The 18,506-nt window shown below is 72.2% G+C and carries 1 protein-coding gene (running past one end of the window); it reads left to right on the top strand.

The genetic code is table 11. The features are described from left to right. Positions 1-18,506 carry the 5' portion of a type I polyketide synthase gene (locus ACIRD7_RS06410; protein WP_403450470.1) on the top strand. Its footprint extends 19,768 nt past the window's final position, so only the first 18,506 of its 38,274 coding nucleotides appear in the window; its start codon is at positions 1-3; the stop codon falls past the right edge of the window.

Below are 18,506 nucleotides of genomic sequence, written 5' to 3' on the forward strand. Positions count from 1 at the left end.
ATGAACAACGAACACAAGCTCAGGGACTACCTGAAGCGGGCCACCGCCGACCTGCGAAACAGCCGGCAGCGCGTCCAGGAACTCGAGGCCGCCGCCCACGAACCCATCGCCATCATCGGGATGGCCTGCCGCTACCCGGGCGGCGTGACCGACCCCGACAGCCTGTGGGAACTCCTCGTCGACGGCGGACACGGCATCGGACCCTTCCCCGACGACCGCGGCTGGGACCTCGACGCGGTCTCGGCCGCCGCCTCCGGGGGCGGATTCCTGCACGAGGCCACCGACTTCGACGCCGACTTCTTCGGCATCTCCGCGCGCGAAGCGGTCGCCATGGACCCCCAGCAGCGGATCGTGCTCGAATCCACCTGGGAGGCCATCGAGAACGCGCGCCTGGACCCGACGGCCCTGCGCGGCAGCGACACGGCCGTGTTCATGGGCGCCATGGCCCAGGAGTACCGGGCCGGGGCCGAGGACGGCGCGCGCGGCCTGCACCTGACCGGCAACGCCGGCAGCGTCCTGTCCGGCCGCATCGCCTACACCCTCGGCCTGACCGGCCCGGCCCTCACCGTCGACACCGCCTGCTCCTCCTCCCTCGTCGCCCTGCACCTCGCCGCACACGCCCTGCGCACCGGCGAGGCCGCCCTCGCCCTCGCGGGCGGCGTCACCGTCATGTCGACCCCCTCCACCCACCTGGAGTTCGGCCGCCAGGGCGGACTCTCCGCCGACGGACTGTGCCGCTCCTTCGCCGACTCCGCCGACGGCACCGGCTGGTCCGAGGGCGTCGGCGTACTGCTGCTGGAACGTCTCTCCGACGCCCGCCGCAACGGCCACCGCGTGCTCGCCGTGGTCCGCGGCTCCGCCGTCAACCAGGACGGCGCCAGCAACGGCCTCACCGCGCCCAACGGCCCCTCCCAGCAACGCGTCATCGAACAGGCCCTCATCAACGCCCGCCTGTCCGCCGACCAGATCGACGCCGTCGAGGCCCACGGCACCGCCACCACCCTCGGCGACCCCGTCGAGGCCCAGGCCCTCCTCACCACCTACGGCCGCGCCCGCACCGCCGAACACCCCCTGCTGCTCGGCTCGGTGAAGTCCAACCTCAGCCACACCCAGGCCGCCGCGGGCGTCGCCGGCGTCATCAAGATGGTGCAGGCCATCCGGTACGGCATGGTGCCCCGCACCTTGCACGTCGACGAGCCCAACACCCACGTCGACTGGTCGGACGGCACCGTACGCCTCGTCACCGACAACACCCCCTGGCCCGACACCGGACAGCCCCGCCGGGCCGCCGTCTCCTCCTTCGGCATCAGCGGCACCAACGCCCACGCCGTCATCGAACAGGCCCCCGCCGACGACACCCCCGACCCGGCCCCCGCACCCCACACCCCCGTACCGCTCGTCCTGTCCGGCCGCACCCCGCAGGCTCTCGCCGCCCAGGCGGCCCGCCTGCGCACCGCCCTGGACCGCTCCGCCGAAGCACCCCGCCTCGACGCCCTCGCCCGCGCGCTGGCCACCACCCGCACCGCCTTCGAGCACCGCGCGGCCCTGATCGCCGCCGACCCGGCCACCCTCACGGCCGCCCTCACCGCCCTCGCCGACGGCACCCCCGCCCCCGGCCTGCTGCGGCACACCGCGAGCGACGCCCCCACCGCGTTCCTCTTCTCCGGCCAGGGCGCCCAACGCCTCGGCGCCGGCCGCGAGCTGTACGAGCGGCACCCGGTCTTCCGCACCGCCCTCGACGAGACCCTCGCCCTGCTGCCGACCGGCGTGCGCGACGCCATGTGGGGCGCCGACGCATCCGCCCTGAACCACACCGGCACCGCCCAGCCCGCCCTCTTCGCCCTCGAGGTGGCCCTCTTCCGCCTTCTCGAATCCTGGGGCGCACGGCCCGACTTCGTGGCCGGGCACTCCGTCGGCGAGATCGCCGCCGCCCACGTCGCCGGCGTGCTGTCCCTCGCCGACGCCTGCACCCTGGTCACCGCCCGCGCCACACTGATGGCCGACCTCCCCGAGGGCGGCGCCATGACCGCGGTACGCGCCTCGGAGGAGCAGGTCCGCCCGTACCTCACCGCCGACGTCGCCGTCGCCGCCGTGAACGGTCCCGGCTCCGTGGTCCTCTCCGGCCCCGCCGACGCCGTGACCGACATCGCCGTACGCCTCGCGGCCGAGGGCCACCGCACCACACCCCTGCGGGTCTCGCACGCGTTCCACTCCCCGCTGATGGACCCGATGCTGGCCGACTTCGCCGAGGCCCTGTCCGGCATCACCCTCCATCCGCCGCGCATCCCCCTCGTCTCCACCCTCACCGGCACCCTCCTCGCCCCCGACACGGCCGACCACTGGGTCCGCCACGTCCGCGAGACCGTCCGCTTCGCCGACGGCATCCGCACCCTCACCGACCACGGCGTCCGCACCTTCCTCGAAGTCGGACCCGACGCCGTCCTCACCGGCCCGGTCACCGAGTCCGCACCCGAGGACGCCGTCGCCCTCCCCACCCTGCGCAAGGACACCCCCGAGGCCCTCGCCCTCACCACGGCGCTCGCCGCCCTGCACACCACCGGCGCCCCCGTCGACTGGCAGCGCTACTTCGCCGACACCCCCGCCCACCCCGTCGACCTCCCCACCTACGCCTTCCAGCGCCGCCGGCACTGGCCGGCCGCGGGCGTCGGCGGCGCCGGGGACCTCCGTACCGTCGGCCTCGCGCCCGCCGAACACGGGCTGCTCGGAGCCGCGGTGTCCCTCGCCGACTCCGACGGCGCCCTGCTCTCCGGCCGTCTGTCCTTCGCCACCCACCGCTGGCTGGCCGACCACCGCATCGACGGCCGCGTCCTCCTCCCGGGCGCCGCCTTCGTCGAACTCGCCCTGCGCGCAGGAGACGAGTTCGGCTGCGACCGCGTCGCCGAACTCGCCCTGCCCGCCCCGCTAGAACTGCCCGAGCACGGCGCCGTCCAGATCCAGACCTTCGTCGGCGGCCCCGACGCCTCCGGCCACCGCCCCGTCACCATCTACGCCCGCCCCGACGGCTCCGACGACCACCCCTGGACCGCCCACGCCACCGGCCGCCTCAGCCCCGGCACGGAAACCGACGCACCCCCGACCCTCGACACCGCCCACTGGCCCCCGGCCGACGCCGAACCCGTCCCTCTCGACGGCGCCTACGACACCCTCGCCGACCACGGTTTCGCCTACGGCCCCGCCTTCCGCGGCCTGCGCGCCCTGTGGCGCCGCGACGGCGACCTCTACGTCGAGGCCGAACTCCCCGCCGGCAGCCGCACCGCCGGCTTCGCCCTCCACCCCGTCCTGCTGGACGCCCTCCTCCACGCCGTAGCCCACACCGGCGACGGCCGCCTCGGCGTGCCTTTCGCCTGGGAGGGCGTCGCTCTCCACGCCACCGGCGCCACCAAGGTCCGCGCCCGTATCGCCCCCCAGGGCGAGGACACCGTCGCGATCGACGTCGTGGACCCCACGGGCGCCCCCGTCCTGACCGTGGACGCCCTCACCACCCGCCCCCTCGGCGCGGCCGGTCCGGCCACCGACACGCTGTACCGCGTCGACTGGACCCCGGTCACCGACACCGCCCCGTACGACGGTCCGCTCGCCCTCCTCACCGACCCGGCCGCCGCCCCGCTCGCCCAGGAGATCGGCGACGCACTCGACGGCGCACCCGTCCCCGTCCACACCGACCTCACCACACTCGCGGACACGACACCCCTGCCCGACGTCGTCCTCGCCCCCCTCACGGCCGACCCCGCCTACACGGACCCGGTCACCGAACTCCACACCCTCACCACCCGCGCCTTCGCCCTGGTCCGCGACTGGCAGCACGACGAGCGCCTGCGAACCACCCGCCTGGTCGTCGCCCTCCGCGACGACCGCCCCGCCACCGCCGCCGTCCGCGGCCTCCTGCGCGCAGCCGAGTCCGAACACCCAGGCGACATCAGCCTGTTGGTCCTTGGTGACGAACCCGTGGACGGAACCCTGCTCCGCCGGGCCCTCGGCTCCGGCGAACGCGAGACCGCCCTCGTGGACGGCCGCGTGGCCGTACCTCGGCTGGTGCGCGCCGGTCGGTCGGGTGAGGCAGGCGTGGGGGTGGAGTGGTCCGGTCCGGTCCTGGTGACCGGTGGCACGGGTGGGCTTGGTGCGGTGCTGGCGCGGCATCTGGTGCGGGTGCACGGGGTGCGGGAGTTGGTGCTGCTGTCGCGGCGGGGTGCGGATGCGCCGGGTGCGGCTGAACTCGTGGCTGAGCTGGGTGGGTTGGGCGCCGATGTGGAGGCGTTGGCGTGTGATGTGGGTGATCGTACGGCGTTGGCGGGTGTGCTGGCGGGACGGTCGTTCGGTGGTGTTGTCCATGCGGCGGGTGTCCTCGACGACGGGCTTGTGGGGACGCTGACCGCCGAGCGCGTCGAGTCCGTCCTGCGCCCGAAGGCCGACGCCGCCTGGCACCTGCACGAACTGCTCCCCGACGTCCGGACCTTCGTCCTTGTCTCGTCCGCCGCCGGAACCTTCGGCCCCGTGGGCCAGACCGCCTACGCCGCCGCCAACGCCTACCTCGACGCACTCGCCGCCCACCGCCGCGCCCAGGGGAGGCACGCGGTCTCCCTGGCGTGGGGGCCGTGGCGGCTCGACGGCGCGGGCATGACGGCCGTACAGCCGGCGGAGGAGCAAGGCGAGTCCTCGCTCATCCGCACGGTCTCCGCCGACGAGGGACTGGGCCTCTTCGACGCGGCCCTCGCATGCGGCGTGGAGACAGTGCTGCCCGTCCCGCTGGACCTGCGAGCCGCACGCGCCCGCACCGAGCTTCCCGCACTCCTGCGCGGACTCGTACGACCGCGCCGCCGCACGGCGAGCAGCGGCACCGGCACACCCGACCTGCTCCGCCGGCTCGCGCCGCTCGACGAGGTGGAGCGGCGCGAGGTGCTGCTCGATCTGGTGCGGGGGCAGGTGACGCTGGTCCTGGGGCACGAGGGAGCCCTGGGCGTGGATGCGTCACGGTCGTTCCGGGATCTGGGCTTCGACTCGCTGCTGGCTGTCGAGCTGCGCAACGGACTGCAGTCGGTCACCGGGCTGCGGCTGCCGGCGACGCTGGTCTTCGACTATCCGACGGTCGCCGTCCTCGCGGACTTCCTGCTGGGTGAGGTGCTGGGGGCGCAGGTGGCGGCCCCGGTCGTGTCGCCGGGTGCTGTGGCCGACGACGATCCGGTGGTGGTCGTCGGGATGGCCTGCCGGTTCCCGGGTGGTGTGTCGTCGCCGGAGGATCTGTGGCGGCTTGTGTCCGACGGCGGGGACGCCGTCTCCGGCTTCCCGGAGGACCGGGGCTGGGACCTGGAGCGGCTCTATCACCCGGACCCTGAGCACACCGGTACGTCGTCCACCCGCGCCGGCGGATTCCTCCGGGAGGCCGGTGGCTTTGACGCGGAGTTCTTCGGGATGAGTCCGCGGGAGGCATTGGCGACGGACGCGCAGCAGCGGTTGCTGCTGGAGTCGGCGTGGGAGGCGATCGAGCGGGCCGGCATCGACGCCACGTCGCTGCGGGGCAGCCAGACCGGTGTCTTCGCGGGCGTCATGTACAACGACTACGGACTCCTCCTCGACGGCCGCGAGTTCGAGGGCCTGCGCGGCAACGGCAGCGCGATGAGCATCGCCTCCGGTCGAGTCGCGTACACCTTCGGCTTCGAGGGGCCGGCGGTGTCCGTCGATACGGCGTGTTCGTCGTCGTTGGTGGCGGTGCATCTGGCTGCGCAGGCGTTGCGGTCGGGGGAGTGTTCGCTGGCGTTGGCCGGTGGTGTGACGGTGATGTCTACGCCCACGACGTTCGTGGAGTTTTCCCGGCAGGGTGGGCTTTCGCCGGATGGCCGGTGCAAGGCGTTCTCGGATGCGGCCGATGGGGTCGGCTGGGCCGAGGGTGTGGGTGTGCTGCTGCTGGAGCGGCAGTCGGATGCGGTGCGGAACGGGCACCGGATTCTGGCCGTGGTGCGTGGCAGTGCGGTGAACCAGGACGGTGCGTCGAATGGTCTGACGGCGCCGAACGGGCCGTCGCAGCAGCGCGTGATCCGGCAGGCCCTGGCCTCGGCGGGGTTGTCGGCCGCTGATGTGGATGCGGTGGAGGCGCACGGTACGGGTACGACGCTAGGCGACCCGATCGAGGCGCAGGCGCTGCTGGCGACGTACGGTCAGGATCGTGAACGGCCGCTGCTGCTGGGTTCGGTGAAGTCGAACCTGGGCCATACGCAGGCTGCGGCCGGTGTCGCGGGGATGATCAAGTCGATCATGGCGATGCGGCATGGTGTCGTGCCGCGCACCCTGCATGTCGGCGCTCCGTCCTCGCACGTGGACTGGTCGGCCGGTGCGGTGGAGCTGGTCCGGGAGCCGGTGGAGTGGCCGGACACCGGTCGCCCGCGCCGGGTCGGTGTGTCGTCCTTCGGCCTCAGTGGCACCAATGCGCACGTCATTCTTGAGGCGGGGCCGGACACCGAACCGGTCCCGGGCATGGGCGAGTTCGGCGTGCTGCCGTTGGTGGTGTCGGCCCGGTCGGAGCAGGCGCTGGACGCGCAGGTCGAGCAGTTGCGGGCGGCTGAGCCGTCGGTGGACGTTGCTTACACGCTGGCGGGTGGTCGGGCGCGGTTCGCACACCGGACGGTGTTGCTGGCGTCCTCGGAGGGTGTGACCGAGGCGGCCAGGGGAGTGGCGGCTGAGGGGTCGCTGGCGTTCGCGTTCTCCGGTCAGGGCGCTCAACGACTGGGAATGGGGCGGGAGTTGTATGCCCGTTTCCCGGTGTTCGCTCAGGCGTTGGATGAGGTCCTGGCCGGGCTGGACCCTGCTCTGCGGGACGTGATCTGGGGTGAGGACGAGGAGGCCCTGAACCGTACGGAGTTCACCCAGCCGGCGTTGTTCGCGGTCGAGGTGGCGCTGTACCGGTTGGTGACGTCCCTCGGCGTCAGCCCGAAGTACGTGGCCGGGCACTCCGTCGGTGAGATCGCGGCCGCGCATGTCGCGGGTGTGCTGTCACTGGCGGACGCGTGCGCTCTGGTGTCGGCCCGGGCGCGGCTGATGCAGGCGCTGCCCGAGGGTGGGCTGATGCTCGCCGTGGAGGCGACCGAGGATGAGGTCACCCCGCACCTCACTGCCGGTGTGTCCATCGCGGCGGTCAACGGGCCGTGCTCCGTGGTGCTCTCGGGGGCCGAGGAGGCCGTCCTCGCCGTCGCCGCAGCCCTGCCGGACCGTCGTACGACGCGGCTGCGGGTCTCGCATGCGTTCCACTCGCCGCTCATGGAGCCGATGCTGGACGAGTTCCGTGCGTCGATCGCGGAGCTGACTTTCCGCGAGCCGCGTATCCCGCTCGTCTCCAACATCACCGGGACTCTGGTGGCTCCGGACACGGCGGATTACTGGGTCCGTCACGTCCGCGAGACCGTCCGCTTCGCCGACGGCATCCGCGCCCTCACCGAGCAGGGCGTCAACCGTTTCCTGGAGATCGGCCCGGACGGTGTGCTGTCCGCGCTGGTGCGGCAGTCCGTCGCGGACGAGACGCTCGTCGTGCCGGTGCTGCGCAAGGACCGGACCGAGGAGAGCGCGGCGCTCGCGGCCCTCGCGCAGCTCTTCACGCACGGTGTGTCGGTGGACTGGTCGGCTCTCTTCAGCGGAACGGGCGCCCGGCTCGTCGAGGTCCCGACCTATCCCTTCCAGCACCAGAACTACTGGCCGGCCGGCGGATTCGTCACGGGTTCGGGGGATGTGCGGGCCGCAGGTCTCGCCGCCGCCGACCATCCCCTGCTCAGGGCCGCGGTCTCGCTCGCGGACTCCGACGATGTCGTGCTGTCCGGGCGGCTCTCGATGGCCACGCACCCGTGGCTGGCCGAGCATGTCGTCTTCGGACGTGTGGTCGTCCCGGGCACGGCCTTCGTCGAGCTGGCGGTGCGGGCCGGCGACGAGGTCGGCTCCAGCACGCTCGACGACCTGACCCTCTCCACGCCACTCGTGATCCCGGACACGGGCGGCGTGCGGATTCAGGTGCGGGTGTCCGAGACCGGTGACGGCGGTCGCCGTGCGGTGACGGTGTACGCGCGTCCCGACGACGCGGACGGAGACGCTCCGTGGACGCGGCACGCCGCCGGTGTCCTCTCCGACGAGCCGTTGCGCAGTGAGTGGTCCGATGCCGCGCAGTGGCCGCCGGCCGGCGCAGAACCCGTGGAGACGGGTGAGCTGTACGACGACCTGGCCGATGCCGGGCTCGCCTACGGGCCGCTCTTCCAGGGGCTGCGCGGCGTTTGGCGGCGAGGCGCAGAGATGTTCGCCGAGGTCGCGCTGCCGTCCGGTACCGACGCCGGCGGGTTCGGCCTGCACCCGGCGCTGCTCGACGCCACGCTGCACGCCGTCGCGGCCGGCGGAACGGGCGACCCCGCGCTGCCCTTCTCGTGGGAGGGCGTCTCGCTGCTGGCGTCCGGGGCGACCGAGGTGCGGGCCCGGCTGGTCCGGAGGGAGGACCGGGATGCCGTCGCCGTCGATCTCGCCGACGCGGACGGCCGTCCGGTGGCCCATGTGGCGGCGCTGGTCGTTCGGCCCGTCACGAGCGAACAGCTCGGCGGGGCGAGCGCGGCGACGGACGGGGCGCTCTTCCGGGTCGACTGGACCGAGGTGCCGGAGCCGTCGGCCGACCTTCCGGCCGTAGCACTGATCGGCGCTGACGAGGCGCTTGGCGGCGTGGTGCGCGATGCCGTGGCCGACGTACGGAGCTATGCGGATCTGGACGAGCTGGCCGCCGACGCCGAAGGGCCGGTTCCGGGGCTGGTCGTGGCGGCGGTCGGGGCTGCGGACGACGCGGTGGCGGACGACCTGGCAGGTCAGACGCGTGCGGTCGTGGCACGTGTGTTGACCCTGGTGCAGGCGTGGGTCGCCGAGGAGCGGTTCCGTGGTGCGCGGCTGGTTGTGCTGACCCAGTGCTCGGCCGTGGTCTCCGCCGCCGTGCGCGGGTTCGTACGGTCGGTGGCGGCCGAGTACCCGGGCCGGTTCGCGGCGCTGGATGGGATGGACGCCGGGCCCGATCAACTCGCCGCTGCGCTGCGCGCGTTGGCTGCTGACGAGGTGGATGTCGCTGTACACGGTGGCGTCGTCGTGGCCCCCCGGCTGGTGCGTGCCGGTCGGTCGGGTGAGCTGGGTGTGGGGGTGGAGTGGTCCGGTCCGGTGCTGGTGACCGGTGGCACGGGTGGGCTGGGTGCGGTGCTGGCGCGGCATCTGGTGCGGGTGCATGGGGTGCGGGAGTTGGTGCTGCTGTCGCGGCGGGGTGCGGATGCGCCGGGTGCGGCTGAACTCGTGGCTGAGCTGGGTGGGTTGGGTGCCGATGTGGAGGCGTTGGCGTGTGATGTGGGTGATCGTGCGGCGTTGGCGGGTGTGCTGGCGGGGCGGTCGTTCGGTGGTGTGGTGCATGCGGCGGGTGTCCTTGACGACGGGCTTGTGGGGACGCTGACGGCCGAGCGTGTCGAGTCGGTGCTGCGGCCGAAGGCCGACGCCGCCTGGCATCTGCACGAACTGCTCCCCGACGAAACGCCCTTCGTCGTCTTCTCGTCCGTCGCCGGAGTACTCGGCAGCGTCGGCCAGGCGGCCTATGCCTCGGCCAACGCGTTCCTCGACGCCCTCGTGACCCTGCGCCGGGAGATGGGTCTGCCCGCGGTGTCTCTCGCCTGGGGCCCCTGGGACCAGGACTCCGGAGGCATGACGGCCGACCCGCAGCGGATGGCCCGTACCGGCATCCCCGCGATCACGGTCGATCAGGGCCTGGCGTTGTTCGACGCGGCCCTGCGGACGGGTGAGCCGGTGATCCTGCCCGTTCCGCTCGATCTGCGCGCGGTGCGTGGTGGTCCAGGTGAAGTACCACCCGTCTTTCGTGAGTTGGTGCGGTCACGGCGTCGGATGGTCGCGGCGGGTGGTCTGCTCCAGCGGCTCACCGGTCTGGACGAGGTGGAGCGGCGTGAGGTGCTGCTGGACCTCGTGCGGGGGCAGGTGGCGCTGGTGCTGGGGCACGAGAGTGCGTCTAGTGTCGACGATTCGCGGTCGTTCCGGGATCTGGGCTTCGACTCCTTGCTGGCTGTCGAATTGCGTAACGGATTGCAGTCGGTCACCGGGCTGCGGCTGCCGGCGACGCTGGTCTTCGACTATCCGACGATCGCCGTCCTCGCGGAGCACTTGCTGGCCGAGGTGGTCGGGTCGCGCGCGGAGATGCCGGTGGCATCGGTGGCGGCCGTGGCCGACGACCCCGTGGTGATCGTGGGCATGGCCTGCCGGTACCCGGGTGGTGTGTCGTCGCCGGAGGATCTGTGGCGGCTGGTGAGTGACGGTGTGGACGCGGTGGGCGAGTTCCCGGCCGACCGTGGCTGGGATCTGGAGCGGCTCTACCACCCGGACCCTGAGCACACCGGTACGTCGTCCACTCGCGCCGGCGGCTTCCTCGCCGACGTCGGCGGTTTCGATCCCGAGTTCTTCGGGATGAGTCCGCGGGAGGCGTTGGCGACGGACGCGCAGCAGCGGTTGCTGCTGGAGTCGGCGTGGGAGGCGATCGAGCGGGGCGGTGTCGATCCGACGTCGCTGCGGGGCAGCCAGACCGGTGTGTTCGCCGGCGTCATGTACAACGACTACGGCGTCCTGCTCTCCGGCGATGAGTTCGAGGGCTTCCGGGGGAGCGGTAGTTCCCCGAGTATCGCGTCGGGGCGTGTTGCCTATGCGTTGGGCCTGGAGGGTCCGACGGTGTCCGTCGATACGGCGTGTTCGTCGTCGTTGGTGGCGGTGCATCTGGCTGCGCAGGCGTTGCGGTCGGGGGAGTGTTCGCTGGCGTTGGCCGGTGGTGTGACGGTGATGTCGACGCCGACGACGTTCGTGGAGTTCTCCCGGCAGGGTGGGCTTTCGCCGGATGGGCGCTGTAAGGCGTTCTCGGATGCGGCTGACGGGGTCGGCTGGGCCGAGGGTGTGGGCGTGCTGCTGCTGGAGCGGCAGTCGGATGCGGTGCGGAACGGGCACCGGATTCTGGCGGTCGTGCGTGGCAGTGCGGTGAATCAGGACGGTGCCTCCAATGGGTTGACCGCGCCGAACGGGCCGTCGCAGCAGCGGGTGATCCGGCAGGCCCTGGCGGCTTCCGGGCTCCGTGCCGGGGACGTCGATGTAGTCGAGGCGCATGGTACGGGTACGACGCTCGGTGATCCGATCGAGGCGCAGGCGCTGCTCGCCACCTACGGTCAGGATCGGGAACGCCCCCTGCTGCTGGGCTCGGTGAAGTCCAACCTGGGCCACACCCAGGCTGCCGCCGGCGTGGCGGGCGTGATCAAGAGCGTGCTGGCGATGCGGCACGGCACCGTTCCGCGCACCTTGCACGTGGATGCTCCGTCCTCGCACGTGGACTGGTCGGCCGGAGCGGTGGAGCTGGTCCGTGAGCCCATGTCCTGGCCGGACACTGACCACCCGCGCCGAGCCGCCGTCTCCTCCTTCGGCCTCAGCGGCACCAACGCCCACGTGATTCTCGAACTGCCTGCGGAAGCGCCGAAGTCTGGCACTGCTCACCGTCCGCCCGTGCTGCCGTTGGTGGTGTCGGCTCGGTCGGAGCAGGCGCTGGATGCGCAGGTCGAGCAGTTGCGGGCGGTTGAGCCGTCGGTGGACGTTGCTTACACGCTGGCGGGTGGTCGCGCGCGGTTCGCGCACCGGGCCGTGCTGCTGGCCTCCGCGGAGGGCCTCACCGAGGCGGCCAAGGGAGTGGCGGCTGAGGGTCAGCTGGCGTTCGTCTTCTCCGGTCAGGGTGCTCAACGAATCGGGATGGGGCGGGAGTTGTATGCCCGTTTCCCGGTGTTCGCGCAGGCGTTGGATGAGGTCCTGGCCGGGCTCGACCCTGCTCTGCGTGAGGTGATCTGGGGCGAGGACGAGGAGGCTCTCAGCCGTACGGAGTTCGCTCAGCCGTCCCTCTTCGCCGTCGAGGTGGCGCTGTTCCGTCTGGCCGAGTTCCTGGACGTGCGGCCGGACTTCGTGGCCGGGCACTCCGTCGGTGAGATCGCCGCCGCGCATGTCGCCGGCGTTCTGTCGCTGGCGGATGCGTGCGCTCTGGTGTCGGCGCGGGCGCGGTTGATGCAGGCGCTGCCCGAGGGCGGGCTGATGCTCGCGGTCGAGGCGGCCGAGGATGAGGTCACACCGTATCTCACCGCCGGGGTCAGCATCGCGGCGGTCAACGGCCCGACTGGCATCGTGCTTTCCGGTGTGGAGGAGGCCGTTCTCGTGGTCGCCGACGCCCTGCCCAAAGGCCGTCGTACGACCCGCCTGAAGGTCTCGCACGCGTTCCACTCGCCGCTGATGGACCCGATGCTGGACGAGTTCCGTGCGTCGATCGCGGAGCTGACTTTCCGCGAGCCGCGTATCCCGCTCGTCTCCAACCTCACCGGGGAGCTCGCTGCCCCCGACACGGCGGACTACTGGGTCCGCCACGTCCGCGACACCGTCCGCTTCGCCGACAGCATTCGCACCCTCACCGACCACGGTGTCACCCGCTTCCTGGAGATCGGCCCGGACGGCGCGCTGTCCGCCCTGATCGAGCAGACAGCGCCCGAAGACGCCGTCGTCGCTCCGCTTCTGCGCAAGAACCGCCCCGAAGAGACCGCGGCCCTGACCGCGCTCGCCCGCCTCCACACCCACGGCGTCACCGTCGACTGGTCTGTCCTCTTCACCGGTACCGGCGCCCGCCTCACCGACGCCCCCACCTACCCCTTCCAACGCCAGAACTACTGGCCGGCCGTCACCCCGTCCCTCCAGGACGCCGTGGCGTTGGGGCTGCGACCCGCCGGGCACCCCCTGCTCGGCGCGGTCGTACCGTTGGTGGAGTCCGACGGGGTGGTTCTCGCCGGACGTCTCTCGGCGGGGACGCAGACCTGGCTCGCCGACCACGAAGTGCACGGCACCGTCCTGCTGCCGGCGACCGCTTTCCTGGACCTGGCGCTGCGCGCGGGTGACGAGGTCGGATGCGGTGGCGTCGAGGAACTGTCCCTCGATGTGCCCCTGATCCTCGGCCCGCGCGAGGCCGTACGGATTCAGATCGCCGTCGGCGCTCCGGACGAGGACGGCCGCCGCTCCGTCGGCGTTCACTCCCGCCCCGACACGGCCGACGAGGACCTGCCCTGGACCCAGCACGCCTCCGGCACGCTTGCCGCGCAGGAGGGTGCGGCCCCGCAGGCGCTGGACGTGTCGGTGTGGCCGCCCGCCGAAGCGCGCCCCGTGGACCTCGAAGGCTTCTACGAGACGCGGGCGGAGGACGGTTTCGCGTACGGGCCGGTGTTCCAGGGCCTGCGTGCCGTATGGCGCCGTGGTGACGAGGTGTTCGTCGAGGCCGCGTTGCCGGAGCACGTTCCGACCGGCGGGTTCGGGCTGCACCCTGCTCTCCTGGACGCCGTGCTCCACGCCGCCGCGTTCGTGGGAGGGGAGTCCGAGGAGGCGGGCGGCAGCCTGCTTCCGTTCGCCTGGGAAGGCGTCTCCCTGCACGCGACCGGCGCCTCCACGGTGCGGGCCAGGCTCGTGCGCCCCGGCACGGGCAACGGCAGCATCGCCGTGACCGTGGCCGACGAGGACGGCCATCCGGTGGTGTCGGTGAACCGGCTGGTCGTCAGGCCGGCCGACGAGCGTCTCTCGGCCGGCCGGTCGAGCGGCGACCTGTACCGGATCACATGGACCCAGGTCACCGTGACCGAGCCCTACGGCGGCCCTCTCGCCGTCGTGGGCGGTGCGGAAGCCGTCGGGCTCGCCGAGGCGCTGGCCGACGCCACCGCGTACGACGATCTCGCCTCCGTCGCCGATTCGTTCTCCGGTGCCGTCCTCGCCCTCGTCTCAGCCGACACCGAAACCGCGCACGCCGACATCGTGACTGCCGTGCACGAGACAACGGCCCGTGTTCTAGGGCTCGTTCAGGACTGGCTCGATCAGGAGCGGCACTCCGACGCCCGCCTCTTCGTGACCACCACAGGTCTGCCCGAACCGACCCTCGGCGCCGTACGAGGCCTGCTGCGCACGGTGCAGAACGAACACCCCGGACGCGTCGGACTGGTGTCCTGGCCCGCCGAGGATCAGATCGCCCCCGAGCTTCTGCGCCGGGCAGTCGCCCTCGACGAGCCCGAAACAGCCGTACATGAAGGCGTGTTGGAGGCGCCGAGGGTCGTGCGGGCTGGCGCCGCTTCCGTCGACTTGGCCGGTCCTTGGGCGGACGCCGGTCCGGTCCTCGTGACGGGTGGCACCGGCGGACTTGGTGCCGTCCTGGCCCGGCATCTGGTGCGGACGTACGGGGTCCGGGAGCTGGTGCTGCTGTCGCGGCGGGGCGCGGACGCGCCGGGTGCCGCAGAACTCGTAGCCCAGCTCGGTGAGTTGGGCGCCCATGTCGAAGCTTTGGCGTGTGACGTAGCCGATCGTGCGGCGCTGGCTGGTGTGCTGGCGGGGCGGTCGTTCGGTGGTGTGGTGCATGCCGCGGGTGTCCTCGACGACGGACTCATGGGGGCGCTGACCTCGGAGCGTCTGCACGGCGTACTCGCCCCGAAGGCCGACGCCGCGTGGCATCTGCACGAACTCCTGCCGGACGTCCGGAACTTCGTCCTCGTCTCCTCGGCCGCCGGTACCTTCGGCGGCACCGGGCAGGCCAACTACGCAGCGGCCAATGCTTTCCTGGACGCCCTCGCCGAGCACCGACGCACACTCGGCCTGCCCGCCACCTCTCTCGTATGGGGCCCGTGGGACCTCGACGGAACCGGTATGACGGGCGGACTCGCCGCCGCCGACCGCGAACGCCTCGCCCGCACGGGCTTCCCCGCCGTGACCCGCGAGCAGGGTCTGGCACTCTTCGACGCCGCCATGGCCTGCGACGAGGCCGTCGTCCTTCCCGTACCGCTCGACCTGCGCGCGATCCGCGACCGCGGTGACGTACCCGCCGTGCTGCGCGGGTTGGTGCGGTCGCGGCGTCGGGTGGTCGCGGCGGGTGGTCTGCTCCAGCGGCTCACCGGTCTGGACGAGGTGGAGCGGCGTGAGGTGCTGCTGGACCTCGTGCGCGGGCAGGTGGCGCTGGTGCTGGGCCACGAGACCCCGACCGGCCTCGACGACACGCGGTCCTTCCGCGACCTGGGCTTCGACTCGCTTCTCGCCGTCGAGCTGCGCAACGGACTGCAGACGGTGACCGGACTGCGGTTGCCCGCGACCCTGGTGTTCGACTACCCGACCGTGAGCGCTCTCGCCGGCTTCCTACTGGACGAGGTGCTCGGATCACGTGCGGCGGCGGCCCCGGTGACATCGGCGGTGGCGACGGTCGACGACCCGGTGGTGGTCGTGGGCATGGCCTGCCGGTTCCCGGGTGGTGTGTCGTCGCCGGAGGATCTGTGGCGACTGGTGTCCGACGGCGTCGACGCGGTGTCCGGCTTCCCGGAGGACCGGGGCTGGGACCTGGAGCGGCTCTACCACCCGGACCCTGAGCACAGCGGCACCTCGTCCGCCCGCGAGGGCGGCTTCCTGAACGGCGTCGGCGGCTTCGATCCCGAGTTCTTCGGGATGAGTCCGCGCGAGGCGTTGGCGACGGACGCGCAGCAGCGGCTGTTGTTGGAGTCGGCGTGGGAGGCGATCGAGCGGGGCGGTATCGATCCGACGTCGCTGCGGGGCAGCCAGACCGGTGTGTTCGCGGGCGTCATGTACAACGACTACGCCAACTTGCTGACCGGCCCCGAATTCGAGGGCTTCCGGGGGAACGCCAGCTCCCCGAGCGTCGTCTCCGGCCGCGTCGCGTACACCCTTGGCCTGGAAGGGCCGTCCGTCTCGATCGATACGGCGTGTTCGTCGTCGTTGGTGGCGGTGCATCTGGCTGCGCAGGCGTTGCGGTCGGGGGAGTGTTCGCTGGCGTTGGCCGGTGGTGTGACGGTGATGTCGACGCCCACGACCTTCGTGGAGTTCTCCCGGCAGGGCGGACTTTCGCCGGACGGTCGGTGCAAGGCGTTCTCGGATGCGGCTGATGGGGTCGGCTGGGCCGAGGGTGTGGGCGTGCTGTTGCTGGAGCGGCAGTCGGATGCGGTGCGGAACGGGCACCGGATTCTGGCGGTCGTGCGCGGTAGTGCGGTCAATCAGGACGGTGCCTCGAACGGGCTGACCGCGCCGAACGGGCCTTCGCAGCAGCGCGTCATCCGGCAGGCGCTGGCCTCGGCGGGACTCACGGCCCAGGACGTCGACGTGGTCGAGGCGCACGGCACCGGCACGACGCTCGGTGATCCGATCGAGGCGCAGGCCCTGCTGGCGACGTACGGTCAGGATCGCGAACGACCCCTGCTGCTGGGTTCGGTGAAGTCCAACCTCGGGCACACCCAGGCCGCCGCAGGCGCCGCCGGTCTGATCAAGTCGATCCTGGCGATGCGGCACGGCACTGTCGCACCGACCCTGCACGTGGATGCCCCCTCGTCCCACGTGGACTGGTCGGCCGGTGCGGTGGAGCTGGTGCGGGAGCCGGTGGAGTGGCCGCAGACCGGGCAGCCGCGTCGTGTCGGTGTCTCCTCCTTCGGCCTCAGCGGCACCAACGCCCACGTGATTCTCGAACTGCCTGCGGAGGCACCGGAGTCTGGCACTGCTCAGTGTCCGCCCGTGCTGCCGTTGGTGGTGTCGGCTCGGTCGGAGCAGGCGCTGGACGCGCAGGTCGAGCAGCTGCGGGCGGCCGAGCCGTCGGTGGACGTGGCTTACACGCTGGCGGGTGGTCGCGCGCGGTTCGCACACCGGGCCGTGCTGCTGGCCTCCGAAGAGGGTGTCACCGAGGCGGCCAGAGGAGTGGCGGCGGAGGGTCAGCTGGCGTTCGTCTTCTCCGGTCAGGGTGCTCAACGAATCGGGATGGGACGGGAGTTGTATGTCCGCTTTCCGGTGTTCGCACAGGCGTTGGATGAGGTCCTGACCGAGCTGGACCCTGCTCTGCGGGACGTGATCTGGGGTGAGGACGAGGAGGCTCTGAACCGTACGGAGTTCGCCCAGCCGGCGTTGTTCGCGGTCGAGGTGGCGCTGTACCGGTTGGTGACGTCCCTCGGCGTCAGCCCGAAGTACGTGGCCGGGCACTCCGTCGGTGAGATCGCCGCCGCTCATGTCGCCGGCGTTCTGTCGCTGGCGGACGCGTGTGCTCTGGTGTCGGCGCGGGCGCGGTTGATGCAGGCGCTGCCCGAGGGCGGGCTGATGCTCGCGGTCGAGGCGACCGAGGATGAGGTCACGTCGCATCTCACCGCCGGGGTCAGCATCGCAGCTGTCAACGGCCCCAGTGGCGTAGTGCTTTCCGGTGTGGAGGAGGCCGTTCTCGCGGTCGCCGACGCCCTGCCCAAGGGCCGTCGTACGACCCGCCTGAAGGTCTCGCACGCGTTCCACTCGCCGCTGATGGACCCAATGCTGGACGAGTTCCGTGCGTCGATCGCGGAGCTGATTTTCCGCGAGCCGCGTATTCCGTTCGTTTCGAACCTCACCGGCACCCTGCTCGCCCCGGACACGGCCGACTACTGGGTCCGCCACGTTCGCGACACCGTCCGCTTCGCCGACGGCATCCGCACCCTCACCGACCAGGGCGTCAACCGCTTCCTGGAGATCGGCCCGGACGGCGTGCTGTCCGCCCTGATCGAGCAAACCGCCCCCGAGAGCGCCCTGATCGTCCCGGCGCTGCGCAAGAACCGCCCCGAAGAGACCGCGGCCCTGACCGCGCTCGCCCACCTCCACACCCACGGCGTCACCGTCGACTGGTCCTCCCTCTTCACCGGTATCGGCGCCCGCCTCACCGACGCCCCCACCTACCCCTTCCAACGCCAGAACTACTGGCCCGAGTCCGGAGCCGTCGCCGCGCTGTCCGCCACCGTCGGCAGCGGCCCCGCCGATCCGGCCGAGGCGGAGTTCTGGGCGGCCGTGGATGACGCGGACGTGGACGGTCTCGCGACGCAACTCCATGTCGATGCCGAGGCGTTGAACGACGTGGTGCCCGCGCTGTCCGCCTGGCGTGGCCGTCGGCGGATGCGGTCGGCCATGGACGCGCTGCGGTTCCGGGAGACGTGGCAGGTGCTCGGGGACGCCGTGGCGGTCGGAGTGCGTCACGGTGGGCCGTGGCTGGCCGTCGTACCGGAGGGGCAGGGCGAGGGCGCCTGGGTGCGGTCCGTCGTGGCGGCGTTCGGGGCGGAGAGCCTGCTCGTCGAGGTCGCCTCGGACGACGACCGGGACGACATCGCGCGGCGGGTGCGGGAGGCCGTGGCCGGGCTCGGCGACGGTGTCGTTGTCGCGGGAGTGGTGTCGCTGCTCGCCGCGACCCGCGATGTACGGGACTCCGGAGTCCCGGTGTCCGTGACCGGTACGGCCACCCTCGTGCAGGGCCTGGAGGAAGCCGGGCTCGACGCCCGGGTGTGGGCGGTGACGTGCGGTGCGGTGAGCGTGCCGGCCGCGGACGACGCCGTGACCGGACTGCCGGAACCGGCTGCCGCCGCCGTGTGGGGCCTCGGTCGTGTCATCGCGCTGGAGCATCCCGA

This window comes from Streptomyces sp. NPDC093568 (assembly GCF_044764945.1).
In the GTDB taxonomy this organism is placed as follows: Bacteria; Actinomycetota; Actinomycetes; order Streptomycetales; family Streptomycetaceae; genus Streptomyces.